Below are 15,835 nucleotides of genomic sequence, written 5' to 3'. Positions count from 1 at the left end.
CGCGGACGGGGATGCCGCTGACATTCTTGATACTAGTGTTACTCAAGTTATTACTGTTACTAGCGTTAACACTGTGAATCTCTCATGAATCCGGAAATAGCACAAGAATTCCGGGAATCCCGGCAAGGAAAGATTTTCGGGAGTGTCCGCAGGTCAGGAGGCGGGTCTCGGTCTATTGACTAGGCGCCCGGGGGCCCACCGTGGCAACCTTGATCCGTGAGTAATGTAGAAGACCTTGTGGGCGAATGGTTGCCCCTTCCCGACGTAGCCCGCCTTTTGGATGTTTCCATCACCAAGGTGCACAGCCTTATTGATGAGCGGGCACTGGCCGCATTAAGGGTGGGGGAACGCAATATCCGTTCCGTGCCCGCGGAATTCATCCAGGATGGGCAGGTAGTCGACAGCCTTAAAGGGACAATTGTGGTCCTCTCCGATGCCGGGTATTCGGACGAGGACCTGATCATCTGGCTGTTCACCCAAGACGAATCACTGCGTGGCCGTCCTATCGACGCGCTGCGGGAGGGCCGCAAGACCGAGATCAGGCGCCGGGCCCAGACCCTCGCCTGGTGACAAGCAGCCCTAGGAGGCGCGGCTGACGGTAGCCTCAGCCAGCCTCCGCAGGGCTGTCTTGGGCAGTTCCTCAAGCGGAAGGGCCTCCAGCGCCTCAAACGCCGCCGAGCCGAACTCGTTGATCAAAACCTCCGTGGCCTGCAGTGCACCGGATTCCTCGATGATCCTGCGGATCTCCGCCACGTCGTCATCCGAAAGATCCGGGCTGCCCAGCCTGGCGTCGATGAATGCGGACTCCGCAGGTGTTGCCTGGTCGAGTGCGAGGGCCACCAGGACGGTCCGCTTGCCTTCGCGCAGGTCGTCCCCGGCAGGCTTTCCGGTAGTGAGCGGGTCACCGAAGACACCCAGGACGTCGTCCCGCAACTGGAAGGCCTCGCCCAGGGGCAGCGCAAAAGCTGAATATCCACGCAGCAGGTCATTGGAGGCACCCGCCAGGGCACCGCCGAGGGCAAGGGGGTGCTCAGTGGAGTACTTGGCGCTTTTGAAGCGGATGATTGACTGGGCCCGGCTGACGGCGCCGGCCCGGTCCCGGACAGGGCCTGCCACTTCCTCCAGGATGTCCAGGTACTGGCCGGCCATGACTTCTGCGCGCATGAGGTTGAAGATCAGCCTCGCCCTGCTTCCCGAGGCTGCCCGCTCGCCGATGTCCGTGAAGGCTTCCTCGCTGAAGGACAGGCACAGGTCGCCGGCGAGGATGGCGGCCGCCTGGCCGAACCGTTCGCTGTCCAGCGCCCAGCCCTGGTCACCGTGCAGTTGGCTGAACCGGCGGTGCACGCTCGGTCCTCCCCGCCGGGTGTCCGACCGGTCGATGATGTCGTCATGGATGAGGGCGGCGGCCTGGAACAGCTCCAGGGCGGCACCTGCAGTCACTACTTCCACGGCATTGGCTTCGCCGCCTGCGCCGCGCCAGCCCCAGTAGCACATCAGGGCCCGCAGGCGCTTGCCGCCTGTGACCAGGTTGGATATGGAGCCCATGATCGGGTCGATATCCGGGGAGATGGCAGACATGACAGACTGCCGCGATGTCAGGAATCCGGTGAGTTCACCGGCCACCGCCGCGACGTAGTCTGCCTGTTCGTGCCGCAGTTGCTCCGCGGCCGTCACTTGGCTGACTCAGCTGCCACGTTGGCGCCGATGGTGAAGGTGGATACACCAGCGGCTTCCACCACCGCGACGTTCACAGTTTCGTTGTCGCCCCGGACAAAGTCCTTGGATGCCACTGCCCCCACCGCGTCGCCGGGGACCGCCTTGAAGCCCTGCCCCTCGAGGGTCTTGGTGTAAAAATCGAGTACGGCGGCTGGAGGTGCTCCCACCGTTGCCACCAGGGCGGCGGTGGCGGGGGTTGATGCCTTGTCGAAGCTGCTGGACACCACAGTGGCACCAGGCATGAGGGGCAGCAGTTGCTGGGGGAAGCCCTCCACCACGGCGCCGACGGTGGCGGAGGTATTGGGCGAAGCGGACGGGCTGGGCGAAGCCGTCAGGGTGGACTGCGTGGCGGCCGGCGCGGACGTGGCGGAAGTGGATCCCGGTGCCTCTGACGGAGTGGGGCTGCAGGCTGCCAGCGCCAGGGCTGCACCGGCAGCGAAGGCGGCCAAGCCCGCAGGCTTGAGGTTTCCAAAGACCGTCACAGGGATTTTCCTCCTGGAGTTGATGCCGGATGCAGCCTCCAGTTTAGTCAGTACCGGCAGCTAGGATTGCAGTCGTGGGGCCAGACCGTACCAATCAGCCAGCCGCTGCCCGCGTTCCGGGCCGCAGGCGCAAGTGCATCATGCACGTGGATATGGATGCCTTTTTCGTCTCGGTGGAACTGCGGACGCGTCCGGAACTGCGCGGTAAACCTGTGATCGTCGGTTTTCCGGGAGAGCGCTCGGTAGTCCTCTCCGCGTCCTACGAGGCCCGGGCCTTCGGTGTGAAATCCGCCATGCCCATGGCTGTTGCTGCCAGGATGTGTCCGCAGGCGGTGATCATCGAGCCGCGCCACAAGCTGTACTACGACGTCTCCGCACAGCTGATGGCCATCTTCGGGTCCATCACCGAACTCGTTGAGCCGTTGAGTGTCGACGAAGCCTTCCTCGATGTCAGCGGAGCCCTCCGCCGGCTCGGTCCGCCGAGGGGTATCGGAGAATTGGTCCGCCGGCAGGTTGCCTCGGAGCTGGGCATTACCGCTTCCGTGGGGATAGCCGAGACCAAGTTCGTGGCCAAGATTGCCTCCACCCGGTGCAAGCCTGACGGCCTGCTGCTCATCGGGCCCGATGAAACAGTGCCGTACCTGCACAGCCTGCCGGTCGGCGCGCTGTGGGGCGTGGGGGCGAAGACGGCCGAGGTCCTGGCCAAAATGGGGATCCGGACGGTTGCGGACGTGGCGGCAACGCCCGTGTCAGCACTCCGGAAGACACTGGGTGCCACCGGTGAACACGTCCATCAGCTCTCCTGGGGCATCGACCCCGCCCGGTGACCCCGGTGCGGCTGGAAAAAGTATCGGGGCAGAAGAGACGTTCGCCACGGACACCGCTGACCAGGCGGTCCTGCACCGAGAACTGCTCCGGCTGTCGCACCGTACCGCCGCGCGGTTGCGCGCTTCGGGAATGGTGGCGCGGACTGTTGCCTTGAAACTCCGCTTCGCGGATTTCTCCACTATCACCCGCAGCCGGACAGTACCCACGCCGGTGGACAGCGCCCAGCTCATCTACGCGGTGGTCCTCCAGCTGCTGGAGGCGGCGGGAAACAGGGGCATGGCTGTGCGCCTCGTGGGAGTAAGGGCGGAGCAGCTGGAGGATGCCTCCCGGACATCCCTCCAGCTCAGCATTGACCGCCGGGATGACAACTGGCGTGCGGCGGAACAGGCGCTCGATGAGGTAGCCAGAAGATTCGGCAACAAGTCGGTATTGCCGGCCCGTTTGATGGAGCCGGGAACGGGCGCCTGACCAGGGCCAGGTCCCTGTCCGCAGGCCGTCCACGAAGCCGATTGCCGTCTTTCAGAACAGCCCTCAACAAACTATCCTTAGAGATACATAGTTTTTGAGTGACTGGACTTACTGCCGGACCCTCTTGGACATGCTCCCGCTCCCGCGGCTGTATGCCTGGTTTCCGTTTTTGCCAATGCCGGCAAAGCGGGAACCACTAAGGAACAACAGTCGTTAATGGTGCAGAAGTAGTGGCTGGGAACCAGCCCGGACGTTGGCCTACAAAAGGAGGTCGTGATGCCGCTGTCGGAGCACGAACAGAAGCTGCTTGAGCAGCTTGAGAAGCAGCTTCACGAGGATGACCCGAAGTTCGCGAATTCCATGGGGTCCGACCCCGGACGGTCCTGGTCCACGCGGCATGTGGTGATCGGCGTCCTCTGCGCACTGGCTGGCGTCTTCCTGCTGTTGGTGGGTGTCACGCTGCAGAACATCTTCGTCGGCGTCCTGGGCTTCATCGTGATGGGCGGCGGCGTTTACTTTGCCACGATGCGAAGTTCGGCCGCGGCAAAACCTGTTCCAAATCCGGCAGCGGAAAGTCCGGCAAACAGAGGAGCTCCTTCATGAGCAGCCTTGAAGAGCGCTGGGATGAAAGGCGCAGGGGCGAGCAATAACCGCCCGGGCCCTGGCCCCTCCACTTTCCACCCCTGCTGGGGTGGGCAATTCAAAAAAAGATCCCCGAAAGGGGATCTTTTTTTGCTTTAAGCCTTCTTTCCAGCCCTCGGCTCCCACTGTCCCTTCGTGGCTCCTGCGGGCATGTCAACAGGCGCGCCGGGCCGTGCTTCGGAAGGTGGGGACTGGGTAAAAGCCCTCCACTTTCCACCACCAGCCCAAAATCCGCGCCGTTTCGGGGTCAAGTTCCCATTACTTCCCTCGGCCTGGGCGCGTTTTGCGTTGACTGTGGGGGAAAGTGGAGTAATGTGGAGGACATAAGAGGGTGGTTGCAACATTGGGGATGTGCAGTTCCTGACAGCGGACAGGCGGTGGGCCAGTGTTTCTGGGCACGCACTCGCCACGTCTGGATGAAAAGGGACGGATCATTCTCCCCGCTAAGTTCCGCGAGGAACTTGCCAGCGGGCTGGTGCTCACGAGGGGCCAGGAACGATGCATCTACGTCTTCAGTGAGAAGGAATTTGCACGGGTCCATGAGCAGATGCGGGAGGCACCAATCTCCTCCAAGCAGGCCCGTGACTACATCCGCGTTTTCTCTCTGGAGCCTCTGACGAGGTACCTGACAAGCAGGGGCGCGTGACTATTCCACCCGCGCTCCGGGAGTACGCAGGACTCGGCAGGGAGCTTGCCGTTATCGGGGCGGGTTCGCGGGCCGAGATCTGGGACGCCCAGGCTTGGAATGAATACCTCGCTGAGAAGGAAACTGCCTTCTCGGAAACTGATGATCCCATTCCGGGCATTCTCTGAAATCCCGGATAAGCAACAGGAGTTTCTTGGACGAGATCTCCAGCCGCCCATCGGCTGGCCAACCTGACTCACTTCCCCGGAGCCAGGCGGGCGGGTTGATAGGCGCGGATGGGGATCTCGCCCAAGAAGCGGGTACGGCGACCACCACGGCGAGAAAGGACGAGGCATGAACGAACAACCGAAGCCCACGTCCGAACGCCATGTGCCGGTCCTGCGGGACCGGTGCATCAATTTGCTGGCCCCGGGATTCGAGGCGGCCAGGCTGCGCGGCGAAACGCCCGTGGCAATAGATGCCACCCTTGGCATGGGCGGCCACTCCGAGGCGATGCTCCAGCGTTTCCCGGACCTCCACCTCATCGGCATCGACCGGGATGAGGAAGCCCTGGCCCTCGCCGGGGAGCGCCTGGCGCCGTTCGAAGCCCGCACGGACCTGGTCCACGCCGTCTACGACGAGATCCAGGACGTCCTCGAGGACCTGGGCGTGCCGGAAGTCCACGGGATCCTGATGGACCTGGGCGTTTCCTCACTGCAGCTCGACGAGCGGGAGCGCGGCTTCGCCTACTCCTTCGACGCCCCCCTTGACATGCGCATGGACACGAGCCGTGGCCAGACCGCGGCAGACGTGGTCAACAATTACAGCGAAGAAGAGCTGGTCAGGATCATCCGGAAGTGGGGCGAGGAGAAGTTCGCCGGCCGGATAGCCAACCGCATCGTCACCGCCCGGGCGGAGACACCCTTCACCACCACCGGGCAACTGGTGGACCAGATCCGTGCGGTTGTGCCGGCGGGGGCCGCGAAGTCCGGGGACACCCGGCCAAGAGGACGTTCCAGGCCCTGCGCATCGAGGTTAACGAAGAACTCGATGTGCTGGAGCGGGCCGTCCCGGCAGCAGTCGACTCCACCGCATTGGGCGGGCGCATCGTCGTGATGTCCTACCACTCGCTGGAGGACAAGATCGTGAAGAGCGTCTTCCAGTCCCGCTCCAAATCCTCGGCGCCCCTCGGCTTTCCCGTGGAGCTCGAGGAGCACAAACCGGAACTGAAAACCCTGACCAAAGGCACCGAGGTACCTACCGCCGCCGAAATCGCCGAAAATCCGCGGGCAGCCTCAGCAAGGCTGCGTGCGGCTGAACGAATCAGAGCCAGGAGAGCTGTATGAGCACCGCTGCCGTCAAGAACTTTCCCGTCGTCTCCGGCAGTTCGGCAGCCAGCAGCAGCCTGCCTGCAGGATCACCAGGTGCCGGCCGGAAGGGCCGCACGCCGCTCTCCGTGGTCCGCAGCATGCCCCGGAAGCGCCGCGCCCCCTTCGTGGTGCTGTGCTTTGCCTTGCTTGCCGTGGCGCTGATCGCTGTCCTGGTCCTGAACATCTCGGTCTCCACCGCGCAGTACCAGCTCGTGGAACTGCGCGCCAGGCAGAGCACCCTGACCAAGCAGAACCAGGACCTCACCCAGCAGGTGCAGAACTTCGAGGCTCCGCAGAACCTGGCCGCCAAGGCCAAGGACCTGGGCATGGTGGCGTCCACCGTCAAGGGCCAGATCGATCTGTCCACCCTTTCCGTGACGGGCAAGGCGACACCGGCAGTTAAGGGCGGCTCCGAGGGTGCAGTCATCCCTGCCCCGGCCGTCGCCGGCCAGCTCCTGGTGGTCCCGCCGGCAACAAAGGGGGAGCCGCTGGAGAGCCGCAAACCGGTGGAAGCGGCAGCGCCCGCAGCCCAAACCCCCGCCGCGGACGCTCCCGCCGGCCAGGCCAAGGAACAGACCCAGCCGCCGGCAGCTCCGCCCGCCCCGTCGGCACCCCCCGGTTGAGCTTCATGGCGGCACGGTACCCGTGCCGCAGCAGAAGGTCCCGGGGCAGTAGCCAGGACATCCGGCAGGTAACAGGGACTAACAGCAAGGAATTCCACGGTGGCGCAGAGGACCGGCAAACCGGCAGACAAGGTACCCAACGCCACCCGGCGGCTGCGCCTGGGGCTCGGCATCATGCTGACCCTCCTGCTGGTGGTGGGCGGCAAGCTCTTCCTGGTCCAGGGACTGGATGTTGGCGGCATGGCAGCGGCCGCCCTCGACAAGCGGATGACCGAGACAGTCCTGCCGGCCGAGCGGGGAAGCATCCTGGACTCGAACGGCACCGTCCTGGCCAACAGTGTCATCCGCTACAACGTGGTGGTGGACCAGCGGGTCAACACCAAGACCGAAACCTTCAAGCGGCTCGACGAAGCCAACGAAAAGCTGGTGGACGTGTCCCGGGACCAGGGGCTCACCGAATTAGCTGCCGCCCTGGGGATGGACAAGGACGCCATCCGTGAAGCCGTGACCGGTGAGCGGCCGTACTACATCGTGGCCAAGGACGTGAAGCCGGACGTTGAAGACCGCATCTCGAAACTGCAGATCCCGGGCATCGTCACGGAAGGCGTCAGCAAGCGCGTTTATCCCAACGGTTCCGTGGCCGGCGGCATTATCGGCTTCCTGAAGGACGGCAGCACCGGCCAGGCAGGCATCGAGCAGACCCAGGATGAACTTCTTCGGGGCAAGGACGGCAAGCGGCTCTTCGAGATCGGGGCGGACGGCCTGCGGATCCCGGTCGGCATGGACGAACTGACGCCGCCGCAGGACGGCAAGGACATCAAGCTCACCATCAACTCGGATCTTCAGTACTTCGCCCAGCAGGCCATCCAAAGCCAATCGGACAAGCTCGGCGCCGAGTGGGGCAGCATCATCGTGATGGATGCCAAGACGGGGGACCTGGTGGCCATGGCGGACACCAATGCCCCGGACCCCGAATGATCCCGGCAGGGTGGCCGCCAAGGACCGCGGAGTGCGGGCCGTCACGGCCGCCTACGAGCCCGGATCCGTACAGAAGATGATGACGGTTGCCGCCCTGATCGAGGAGGGAAAAGCCAGTCCGCTGGACACGTTCACCCTGGGTCCCTCCTACACCGTGGACGGCCAGACGTTCAGCGACTCCTTCGCCCACGGCACTGAGGAACGGACCCTGGCCGGCATCCTCGGCTATTCGATGAACACCGGCACGGTGATGGCCGGGCAGCGGCTCAGCAAGCAACAGCGTTACGAATGGCTGCAGAAGTTCGGTATCGGCGAGGCGCCGGACATCGGGCTTCCCGCCGAAGCGTCCGGCATCCTGACCCACTGGGAGCAATGGGACGGCCGGCAGGAATACACGGTCCTGTTCGGGCAGGGGGTGTCCCAGTCCACCCTGCAGACGGTGCGGGCGTTCCAGTCCATTGCCAACAACGGGGTCATGCTCCAGCCGCGCCTGATCGACTCCTATGTTTCGCCCGACGGCGCGGAGGAGAAGGTGCCCGCAGCGCCCTCGCGGCGGATCGTCTCGGAGGACACGGCCGAGCAGGTCCAGGACATCCTGGAGAGCGCCGTCACCGAAGGCCAGATCAAGGATGCCGGCATTGACGGCTACCGCGTGGGGGCGAAGACGGGCACCTCGGAGTCACCGTGCGATGACGGCGCCGGCTACTGCGGCTACACAGCTTCCCTGGTGGGCATGGCCCCCATGGATGATCCGCGGTTTATTGTTGAGGTGGTACTCCAGCGGCCCAAGGGCAGCATCTACGGGATTACCAACGGGCCGGTCTTCCGGTCGGTGATGAGCCAGGCACTGCGGACGTATAACGTCCAGCCGTCCACCGGCGAGCCGACCAGGCTGCCCCAGTTCGCCAAGTAGCATCCCGGCCTGGAGCCCGGACCAGCAGCCCGCTGATCCGGTCCCCTCTGCGCCGGCCACTTTCCACTAGCACCATCGGAGATCCCTTGTCTGAGTTCACCCCGCCCCAGGACAGCGCCGCTCCTGCCACCAATGCCCGGTTCCGGCCTTCGGCCGTGGAGGCGCTGCCGCTCGGCAGCATTGGTGACGCTGTGGGCGTCAGCGTTCCCGGACCCGATGCGGAAACATCAGTGACCGGCATCTCCCTTGACTCCCGGGCAGTGGAACCTGGCGATCTCTACGTTGCGCTTCCCGGTGCTGCCCGCCATGGCGCCGATTTCGCCGCCCAGGCGATTGAGGCGGGGGCGGTGGCGGTGCTGACGGACGAGGCCGGCGCGCGGATGCTGGCATTGTCCGCAGAAACGCCGGTGCCCGTGCTGGTCGTGGACGCCCCGCGCAATGTGGTGGGGCCGTTGTCGGCCCTGATCTACCGCAGCCAGTCAGGTGCCGACCGGTCCCTGCAGCTGTTCGGTGTCACCGGCACGAACGGCAAGACCACCACGACGTACTTCATCGCCTCCCTGCTGGCCGCCCTTGGCAAGCGGGCCGGGCTGATCGGCACCATCGAGATCCTTGCCGGCGGCGACCCCATTCCAAGCCTGCTCACCACGCCGGAGTCGACCGACGTGCACGGGCTGCTGGCGCTGATGCGCGAACGGGGACTGGCCGCCGCTGCCATGGAGGTTTCCTCCCACGCCATCTCCTACCAGCGGGTGGACGGGCTGATGTTCGACGTCGCCGGCTTCACCAACCTCACGCAGGACCACCTCGACCTGCACCACACCATGGACGACTACTTCGCCACCAAGGCTGAGCTGTTCACGCCCGGCAGGGCACGCAAGGCTGTTGTGACGGTCGACGACGAGTGGGGCCGGCGCCTTGCCGGCGCCACGGCGGTGCCGGTCACCACCCTCGGCACCGTGCCGGGGACTGCGGCGGACTGGACAGTCGCCTCGGCGTCCCCGCGCGGACTGGGCACGGAGTTCACGCTTCACGGTCCACAGGGCACCGAACTGCGCCTCCACACCGGCCTTCCCGGAAGCTTCAACGTGGCCAACGCCGCCCTCGCGGCACTCATGGTGCTCCAGTCCGGCGTTGAACCCGCGGACCTGCAGGCAGCCCTGGACGCCGCGGATCCCTTCACCGTGGCGGTCCCCGGCCGCATGCAGCTGATCTCCGAGGAACCGGCTGCGGTGGTGGACTTCGCGCACAACACCGATGCGCTGGCAAGGGCCCTGGACGCGGTCCGTTCGCCGCAGCCGGATTCCCGGCTCATCGTGGTCTTCGGCGCCACCGGGCAGCGGGACCAGGGCAAGCGGCCGGCCATGGGTGCCATCGCGGCGCGGCTTGCGGACACCGTCATCGTCACCGACGACGACCCCCACGACGAGGACGCGGCCGCCATCCGCCGGGACGTCCTGGCCGGGGCGCAGGAGGAGAAGGCCAGCGAGGGCCTGACGTGCGAACTGCTGGAGGTGTTTCCCCGTGACGAGGCGATCCGCCGGGCAGTGGAGCTTGCGCGGCCGCAGGACACCATTCTTGTTGCAGGACGCGGCCACGAGGTCTGGCAGGAAGTGAAGGGCGTCAACCTTGCCCTCGATGACCGGGTGGAACTGCGGAGCGCCTTGACAGCCAGGGGATTCAACGTTCTCCAAGACGACCGGATAGAGTCCTAGACCGAGATGATTGCATTTACTGCGGCGGAGATCGCCGAAATCACCAGCGGGCGCCTGGACGCCGATCCCGGAATCACGCCCCTTACGGTGGTTACGGATTCACGCGAAGCCACAACAGGTTCGCTTTACGTCGCAAAGCCGGGCGAGTTCGCGGACGGCCACGACTTCCTCCCGGCCGCTTTTGAAGCCGGGGCTGTCCTGGCCCTTGCCGAGCGGCCCGTGGCCGGGCCGGATGGGCTTCCATACCCCTCCATCCTGGTTCCCGACGCCGTCCTGGCCATGGGTGCGCTGGCGGCAGAGGCCGTCCGCAGGATCCGTGCGGCGAGGGCTGCAGCAGGCGGGGAACTGACAGTGGTGGGCATCACCGGCTCCGCCGGAAAGACCACCACCAAGGACCTGCTGGCCGGAATTTTCTCTGCCCACGGCAACACCGTGGCGCCGCAGGGGTCCTACAACGGCGAGGTCGGAGTGCCGCTCACCGTGTTCCGTGCGGACACCGACACCCGCTACCTGGTGATCGAGATGGGTGCCACCGGCATCGGGCACATCCGCTACCTGGCTGAGATGGTCAAGCCTGATATCGGGGTTGTCCTCGGCGTCGGGACTGCGCATGCCGGTGAGTTCGGGGAGTGGAGAACATTGCCCTGGCCAAGGGCGAGATGGTAGAGGGCCTTTCCGCCGCCGGAACGGCCATCATCAACCTCGACGACGACAGGGTGGCCGCGATGCGCAGCCGCACCACGGCTACGGTGCTCGGCTTCTCCGCGGAAGGTCGCGGCGACGCCGCCGTCCAGGCCCTCAAGGCCGACACCAACGCCGGCGGCAATCCGGAGTTCGACCTCCTGCTGCCGGACGGCGACGGGCCGCACCACGTCTCCAGCCGCCTCATCGGCGCCCACCACACGGCCAACCTCCTTGCAGCGGCGGCCGCGGCCTTTGCCGCAGGCATCCCCGGCGCGGACATCGCCTCCGGGCTGAGCAGCCAGACGGCTGCCAGCCGCTGGCGGATGGAACGGACCGACCGGGCCGACGGCGTCACCGTCATCAACGACGCCTACAACGCAAACCCGGAGTCCATGCGGGCCGCCCTCCGGACCCTCGCCGACCTGGGGCGCGGACGGCGCACCTGGGCCGTCCTCGGCGCCATGCTTGAACTCGGGGACGACTCCATCCGGGAACACACCGCCGTGGGCACCCAGGTGGTCCGGCTCAACATCTCCCGGCTGGTAGTGGTGGGCCGCGAAGCGCGTCCCCTCTACGTTTCTGCCGTGCAGGAAGGGTCCTGGGGGGACGAATGCATCTTCGCGGAGACTGCCGAGGAAGCCTTCGAACTCCTGAACGCGGAACTCCAGCCCGGGGACCTGGTGCTGTTCAAGTCCTCCAACAGCGTGGGACTGCGCCATTTAGGCGATCGGATAGCATTACCCCCAACCCGCCAACCCGCCGATGAAAGGAGCACTCTGCTGTGATTGCACTTTTGATCGGCGCCGGGCTCGCCCTGCTGTGCGCCCTGGTGGGAACACCGCTCTTCATCCGGCTCCTGGTCCGCCGCGGCTACGGCCAGTTCATCCGCGACGACGGTCCTACCTCGCACCACACCAAGCGCGGAACGCCCACCATGGGCGGAACAGTTGTGGTGGCCGCAGTCCTGCTGGCCTACGGACTCACCCACCTCATCATGTTCATGATGAATCCGGACTCACCCGGTCCGTCCGCGTCAGCCCTCATCCTGCTCTTCCTGATGGTGGGAATGGGGCTCGTCGGCTTCCTTGACGACTTCATCAAGATTTCGCGGCAACGCAGCCTGGGCCTCAACGCCAAGGCTAAGCTCATCCTGCAGGCCGCGGTGGGCATCATCTTTGCCGTGCTGGCCCTCAACTTTCCGAACGAGGACGGACTGGCGCCGGCGTCCACCAAGATCTCGCTGGTCCGGGACTTGCCCTGGCTGGACCTGGCTTTCGGCGGAACCGTCCTGGGCGCCATCCTTTTCGTGATCTGGTCCAACCTGATCGTCACGGCCGCCACCAATGGCGTCAACCTCACGGACGGCCTCGATGGGCTGGCGGCCGGTGCTTCCGTCATGGTCTTCGGCGCCTACACCCTGATGGGCATCTGGCAAAGCAACCAGGCCTGTGGTTCCCCGAGGGAAGCCGGCAGCGGCTGCTACTCCGTGCGGGATCCCCTTGACCTCGCGCTGCTGGCGGCCATCATGAGCGCGGCCCTGGTGGGCTTCCTCTGGTGGAACACCTCACCGGCCAAGATCTTCATGGGCGACACCGGATCGCTTGCCATCGGCGGCGCCATCGCCGGCTTCGCCATCCTGTCCCGGACCGAACTGCTGCTTGGAATCATCGGCGGCCTCTTCGTCCTGATCACCCTGTCCGTCATCATCCAGGTGGGCTACTTCAAGGCCACCGGAGGCAAACGCGTCTTCAAAATGGCACCGCTGCAGCACCATTTCGAACTCAAGGGCTGGGCGGAAGTGACGGTGGTGGTCCGTTTCTGGATCCTGGGCGGACTGTTCGTGGCCGTGGGCCTTGGCATCTTCTACGCTGAATGGGTTGTATTGCTGTGACCGTTTCCCCCCGCCTGCAGAACCTCGTTTCCTGGGACTCCGACTGGAGCGGCCTGCGCGTGGCCGTCACCGGCATCGGCGTTTCCGGTTTCGCCGCGGCCGACACCCTGATCGAACTGGGTGCCCGCGTGGTGGTGGTGGACGCCGCCACCACCGAGAAAGCCAAAGCCCATGCCGAGACCCTGAAGATCGTCGGCGCAGCCGACGTCCTGCTGGGGGAGGACGCAGTCTCCCGGATCCCCCGGATCGACGGCGAACTTCCGGAGCTTATTGTCACCTCGCCGGGCTGGCGGCCCGACCAGGCGCTCCTCGCTGCCGCGGCCCGTGCCCACATCCCCGTCTGGGGCGACGTGGAGCTTGCCTGGCGGGTACGGACCAGGGAAGGCCGGAAGACCGCCGACTGGCTCGCCATCACCGGCACCAACGGGAAGACCACCACGGTGGGCCTCACCGAGTCGATGCTCCGCGCGGCCGGACTCAAAGCCGTCGCCGTGGGAAACGTGGGCACGCCCATCCTCGATGCCATCCGGGACCCCGTAGAGTACGACGTCTTCGCTGTCGAACTGTCCAGCTTCCAGCTGCACTGGGCCGAATCGCTCTCCCCGGTGGCAAGCGTCTGCCTCAACGTCGCCGAAGACCATGTGGACTGGCACGGCTCGTACGACTCATACCTGGCGGACAAGGCAAAGGTCTACGAGCAGACCCAAAAAGCCTGCCTGTACAACGCTGAACAGTTTGAGACCGAGCGCATGGTGGAGAACGCCGACGTCGTGGAAGGATGCCGGGCCATCGGGTTCACCACGGTCACGCCCGCCATCAGCATGCTCGGCGTGGTTGAAGGGCTCTTGGTGGACCGGGCCTTCATCGAGGAACGCAAGGACAGCGCGGCCGAGCTCGCGTCGATGAAGGACCTCGGCGCCTTCGCGCCCCGCCACATGGTGGCCAACGCCCTCGCTGCCGCCGGACTGGTCCGTGCCTACGGGGTGGATGCAGCCGCCGTGCGGCAGGGCATCCGGGACTACATCCCCGGGGACCACCGCATCCAGCCCGTGGCCCGCCACAACGGCGTACTCTGGGTCAACGATTCCAAGGCCACCAACCCACACGCGGCCTCGGCCTCCCTTGCCGCCTTCACCAATGTGGTCTGGATAGCGGGGGGGCCTGTCGAAGGGCGTCTCCTATGACGACCTGGTGCGTGAGCACGCCTCCCGGCTGAAAGCCGTGGTGCTGATCGGCAAGGACACCTCGGTCCTCACCGCCGCCCTCCAGCGACACGCGCCGGATGTCCCGGTGATCGAGGCCGTACCGGGCGACACTGAAGAAGTGCAGACTGCCGCAGCGGGTGCCGACGAATCAGGTTCCCCCTTGTCCGGGGAACAGGTAATGTCGCTGGCCGTTGCGTCCGCCGCCCGGCAGGCCGCCTCCGGCGACACCGTGCTGATGGCTCCGGCAGCTGCTTCCATGGATCAGTTCTCTTCCTATGCTCACCGTGGTGACACATTCATCGCAGCTGTCCGCGGGCTGGTGGAAGGGCAGGGACAGACCGGCGAGGAGTAAGAATGGCCAGCACGCCCACCCGGCCGCCAGCCAAACGACAGGTCCGCACGCCCGGCCCCGGCTCCTCCGCAACGTCCGCAAGCCGGCAGGCAACCCTGCCCCGCAAACTGCGGAATGCGTACCGCAGGTTCTGGTCCGCCCTCGAGGGCAACGGAACCTCCCGGAACGGCTCCACGTACTACCTCATCCTGGGCTCCACCCTTGCCCTGACGGCAATCGGGATCATGATGGTCCTTTCCGCTTCCAGCGTCGAGTCCATCGCAGCGGGCAAGTCGCCTTACGGCGATGCCCTGAAGCAGGGCATGTTTGCTGCCATCGGCATCTTCACCATGTTCGTGCTTTCACGCATCAATGTGGTCTGGCTGAAGCGGCTCGCCTGGCCGGCGATCGGCATTGCCCTGGCGCTGCTGGTCCTGGTCCAGCTGGTGGGCGCCGAGGTCAACGGCAACAAGAACTGGATCGACCTGGGCGGCATCACCTTCCAGCCGTCCGAGGCGTCAAAGCTTGCTCTCGCCCTCTGGATGGCAACGGTACTGGCCATCAAGGGCCGGCTTCTGAGCCGCTGGCAGCACGTTGCCATTCCCGCCGTCCCCATGGCGGCCGCGGTTATTGTCCTGGTCCTGGTGGGCAACGACCTCGGCACCGCCATGATCATCATGATGATCACCGCTGCAGCGCTGTTCTTCGCCGGGGCGCCCCTCTACCTCTTCGGCATCGCCGGCCTGGCGGCGGCCGCCGGAACGGCCGTCATGGCCGTGACCAGCTCCAACCGGGTCTGCCGCATCACATCCTGGTGGACCGGTGAATCCTGTGCCGACGGCATCGACGCCAACTACCAGGCAACAAACGGCCTCTACGGACTGGCCTCCGGCGGCTGGTTCGGCGTGGGACTCGGCCAGAGCCGGCAAAAGTACAGCTGGATCCCGGAAGCCCACAACGACTTCATCTTCGCCATCATCGGCGAGGAACTCGGCCTGGTGGGCACCGTCGTCGTCCTGATCCTGTTTGCGATCCTCGGCGCGGCCATCTACCGCGTGGTGGTGGCCCAGGAGGACATGTTCCACCGGGTCCTTGCCGGAACCATCATGGTGTGGCTGCTGGGCCAGGCGACCGTCAACATGGCCGTCGTCACCGGGCTGATGCCCGTCATTGGCGTGCCCTTGCCTTTCATCTCCTATGGCGGTTCGGCCCTGCTGATGTCGCTCTGCGCCGTCGGCGTGGTGCTGTCGCTGGCCCGGGAGCAGATGGCGCCCGCCATCCGCCCCAAGAAGATGCTGAAGTTCAAGGGCAGGAGCCGCGGGGCTGCTGCGAAGAAGAAGACTGCAAGAAAGCGTGCCTGATCC

General features: G+C 65.5%; 6 protein-coding genes and 8 pseudogenes. 12 read left to right on the top strand and 2 right to left on the bottom strand.

What is annotated here, in order from left to right:
* Positions 1-216 precede the first annotated feature (216 nt).
* The gene (locus ACPEE0_RS12015) at positions 217-570 is read left to right on the top strand and encodes an Rv2175c family DNA-binding protein (RefSeq protein WP_165976991.1); all 354 of its coding nucleotides are present in this window, start codon (positions 217-219) and stop codon (positions 568-570) included.
* Between the two features lie 9 nt (positions 571-579).
* Here ACPEE0_RS12015 and ACPEE0_RS12010 read toward each other — a convergent pair whose 3' ends face one another.
* Both ACPEE0_RS12010 and ACPEE0_RS12005 read right to left on the bottom strand, forming a co-directional pair.
* Complete coding sequence (locus ACPEE0_RS12010) at positions 580-1,674, bottom strand: polyprenyl synthetase family protein (protein ID WP_354176249.1); 1,095 nt, start codon at positions 1,672-1,674, stop codon at positions 580-582.
* Positions 1,671-2,198, bottom strand: a complete 528-nt coding sequence (locus tag ACPEE0_RS12005) for a hypothetical protein (protein WP_009358611.1) — start codon at positions 2,196-2,198, stop codon at positions 1,671-1,673. The genes ACPEE0_RS12010 and ACPEE0_RS12005 overlap by 4 nt, the downstream gene beginning before the upstream one ends.
* 140 nt (positions 2,199-2,338) lie before the next feature.
* Between ACPEE0_RS12005 and dinB the strand changes: the two are divergent.
* The 11 genes and pseudogenes from dinB to ftsW all read left to right on the top strand — a co-directional run bounded on the left by dinB (position 2,339) and on the right by ftsW (position 15,832).
* Positions 2,339-3,494: pseudogene (gene dinB / locus ACPEE0_RS12000) on the top strand (DNA polymerase IV).
* 276 nt (positions 3,495-3,770) lie between these two features.
* Positions 3,771-4,144, top strand: a pseudogene (locus ACPEE0_RS11995) (DUF3040 domain-containing protein).
* Positions 4,145-4,521: 377 nt separating this feature from the next.
* A pseudogene (gene mraZ, locus ACPEE0_RS11990) lies at positions 4,522-4,949 on the top strand (division/cell wall cluster transcriptional repressor MraZ).
* Positions 4,950-5,115: 166 nt separating this feature from the next.
* Positions 5,116-6,107: pseudogene (gene rsmH, locus ACPEE0_RS11985) on the top strand (16S rRNA (cytosine(1402)-N(4))-methyltransferase RsmH).
* Positions 6,104-6,806, top strand: a pseudogene (locus ACPEE0_RS11980) (hypothetical protein). Before rsmH ends, ACPEE0_RS11980 begins: the two co-directional pseudogenes overlap by 4 nt.
* Positions 6,807-6,853: 47 nt before the next feature.
* Positions 6,854-8,645, top strand: a pseudogene (locus ACPEE0_RS11975) (peptidoglycan D,D-transpeptidase FtsI family protein).
* A gap of 86 nt (positions 8,646-8,731) precedes the next feature.
* Complete coding sequence (locus ACPEE0_RS11970; protein ID WP_424574546.1) at positions 8,732-10,360, top strand: UDP-N-acetylmuramoyl-L-alanyl-D-glutamate--2,6-diaminopimelate ligase; 1,629 nt, start codon at positions 8,732-8,734, stop codon at positions 10,358-10,360.
* A gap of 6 nt (positions 10,361-10,366) precedes the next feature.
* Positions 10,367-11,829: pseudogene (locus tag ACPEE0_RS11965) on the top strand (UDP-N-acetylmuramoyl-tripeptide--D-alanyl-D-alanine ligase).
* Complete coding sequence (gene mraY / locus ACPEE0_RS11960) at positions 11,826-12,935, top strand: phospho-N-acetylmuramoyl-pentapeptide-transferase (RefSeq protein WP_133352199.1); 1,110 nt, start codon at positions 11,826-11,828, stop codon at positions 12,933-12,935. Before ACPEE0_RS11965 ends, mraY begins: the two are co-directional and overlap by 4 nt.
* Positions 12,917-14,492, top strand: a pseudogene (murD, locus tag ACPEE0_RS11955) (UDP-N-acetylmuramoyl-L-alanine--D-glutamate ligase). Before mraY ends, murD begins: the two are co-directional and overlap by 19 nt.
* A 2-nt stretch (positions 14,493-14,494) precedes the next feature.
* Positions 14,495-15,832 carry a putative lipid II flippase FtsW gene (gene ftsW, locus ACPEE0_RS11950; protein WP_009358618.1) on the top strand — a complete coding sequence of 446 codons (1,338 nt, stop codon included), beginning with the start codon at positions 14,495-14,497 and terminating at the stop codon, positions 15,830-15,832.
* Positions 15,833-15,835: the final 3 nt, after the last annotated feature.

The organism is Arthrobacter sp. SD76, assembly GCF_049726125.1.
In the GTDB taxonomy this organism is placed as follows: Bacteria; Actinomycetota; Actinomycetes; order Actinomycetales; family Micrococcaceae; genus Arthrobacter; species Arthrobacter nitrophenolicus.
Note: the sequence above shows the minus strand (reverse complement) of the source record. Positions and strands in the feature narration are given on the sequence as shown.

What these genes read in the sequence shown, in the direction of transcription:
- ftsW (WP_009358618.1), top strand. Translation starts at nt 14,495, where the DNA reads ATGGCCAGCACGCCCACCCGGCCGCCAGCCAAACGACAGGTCCGCACG.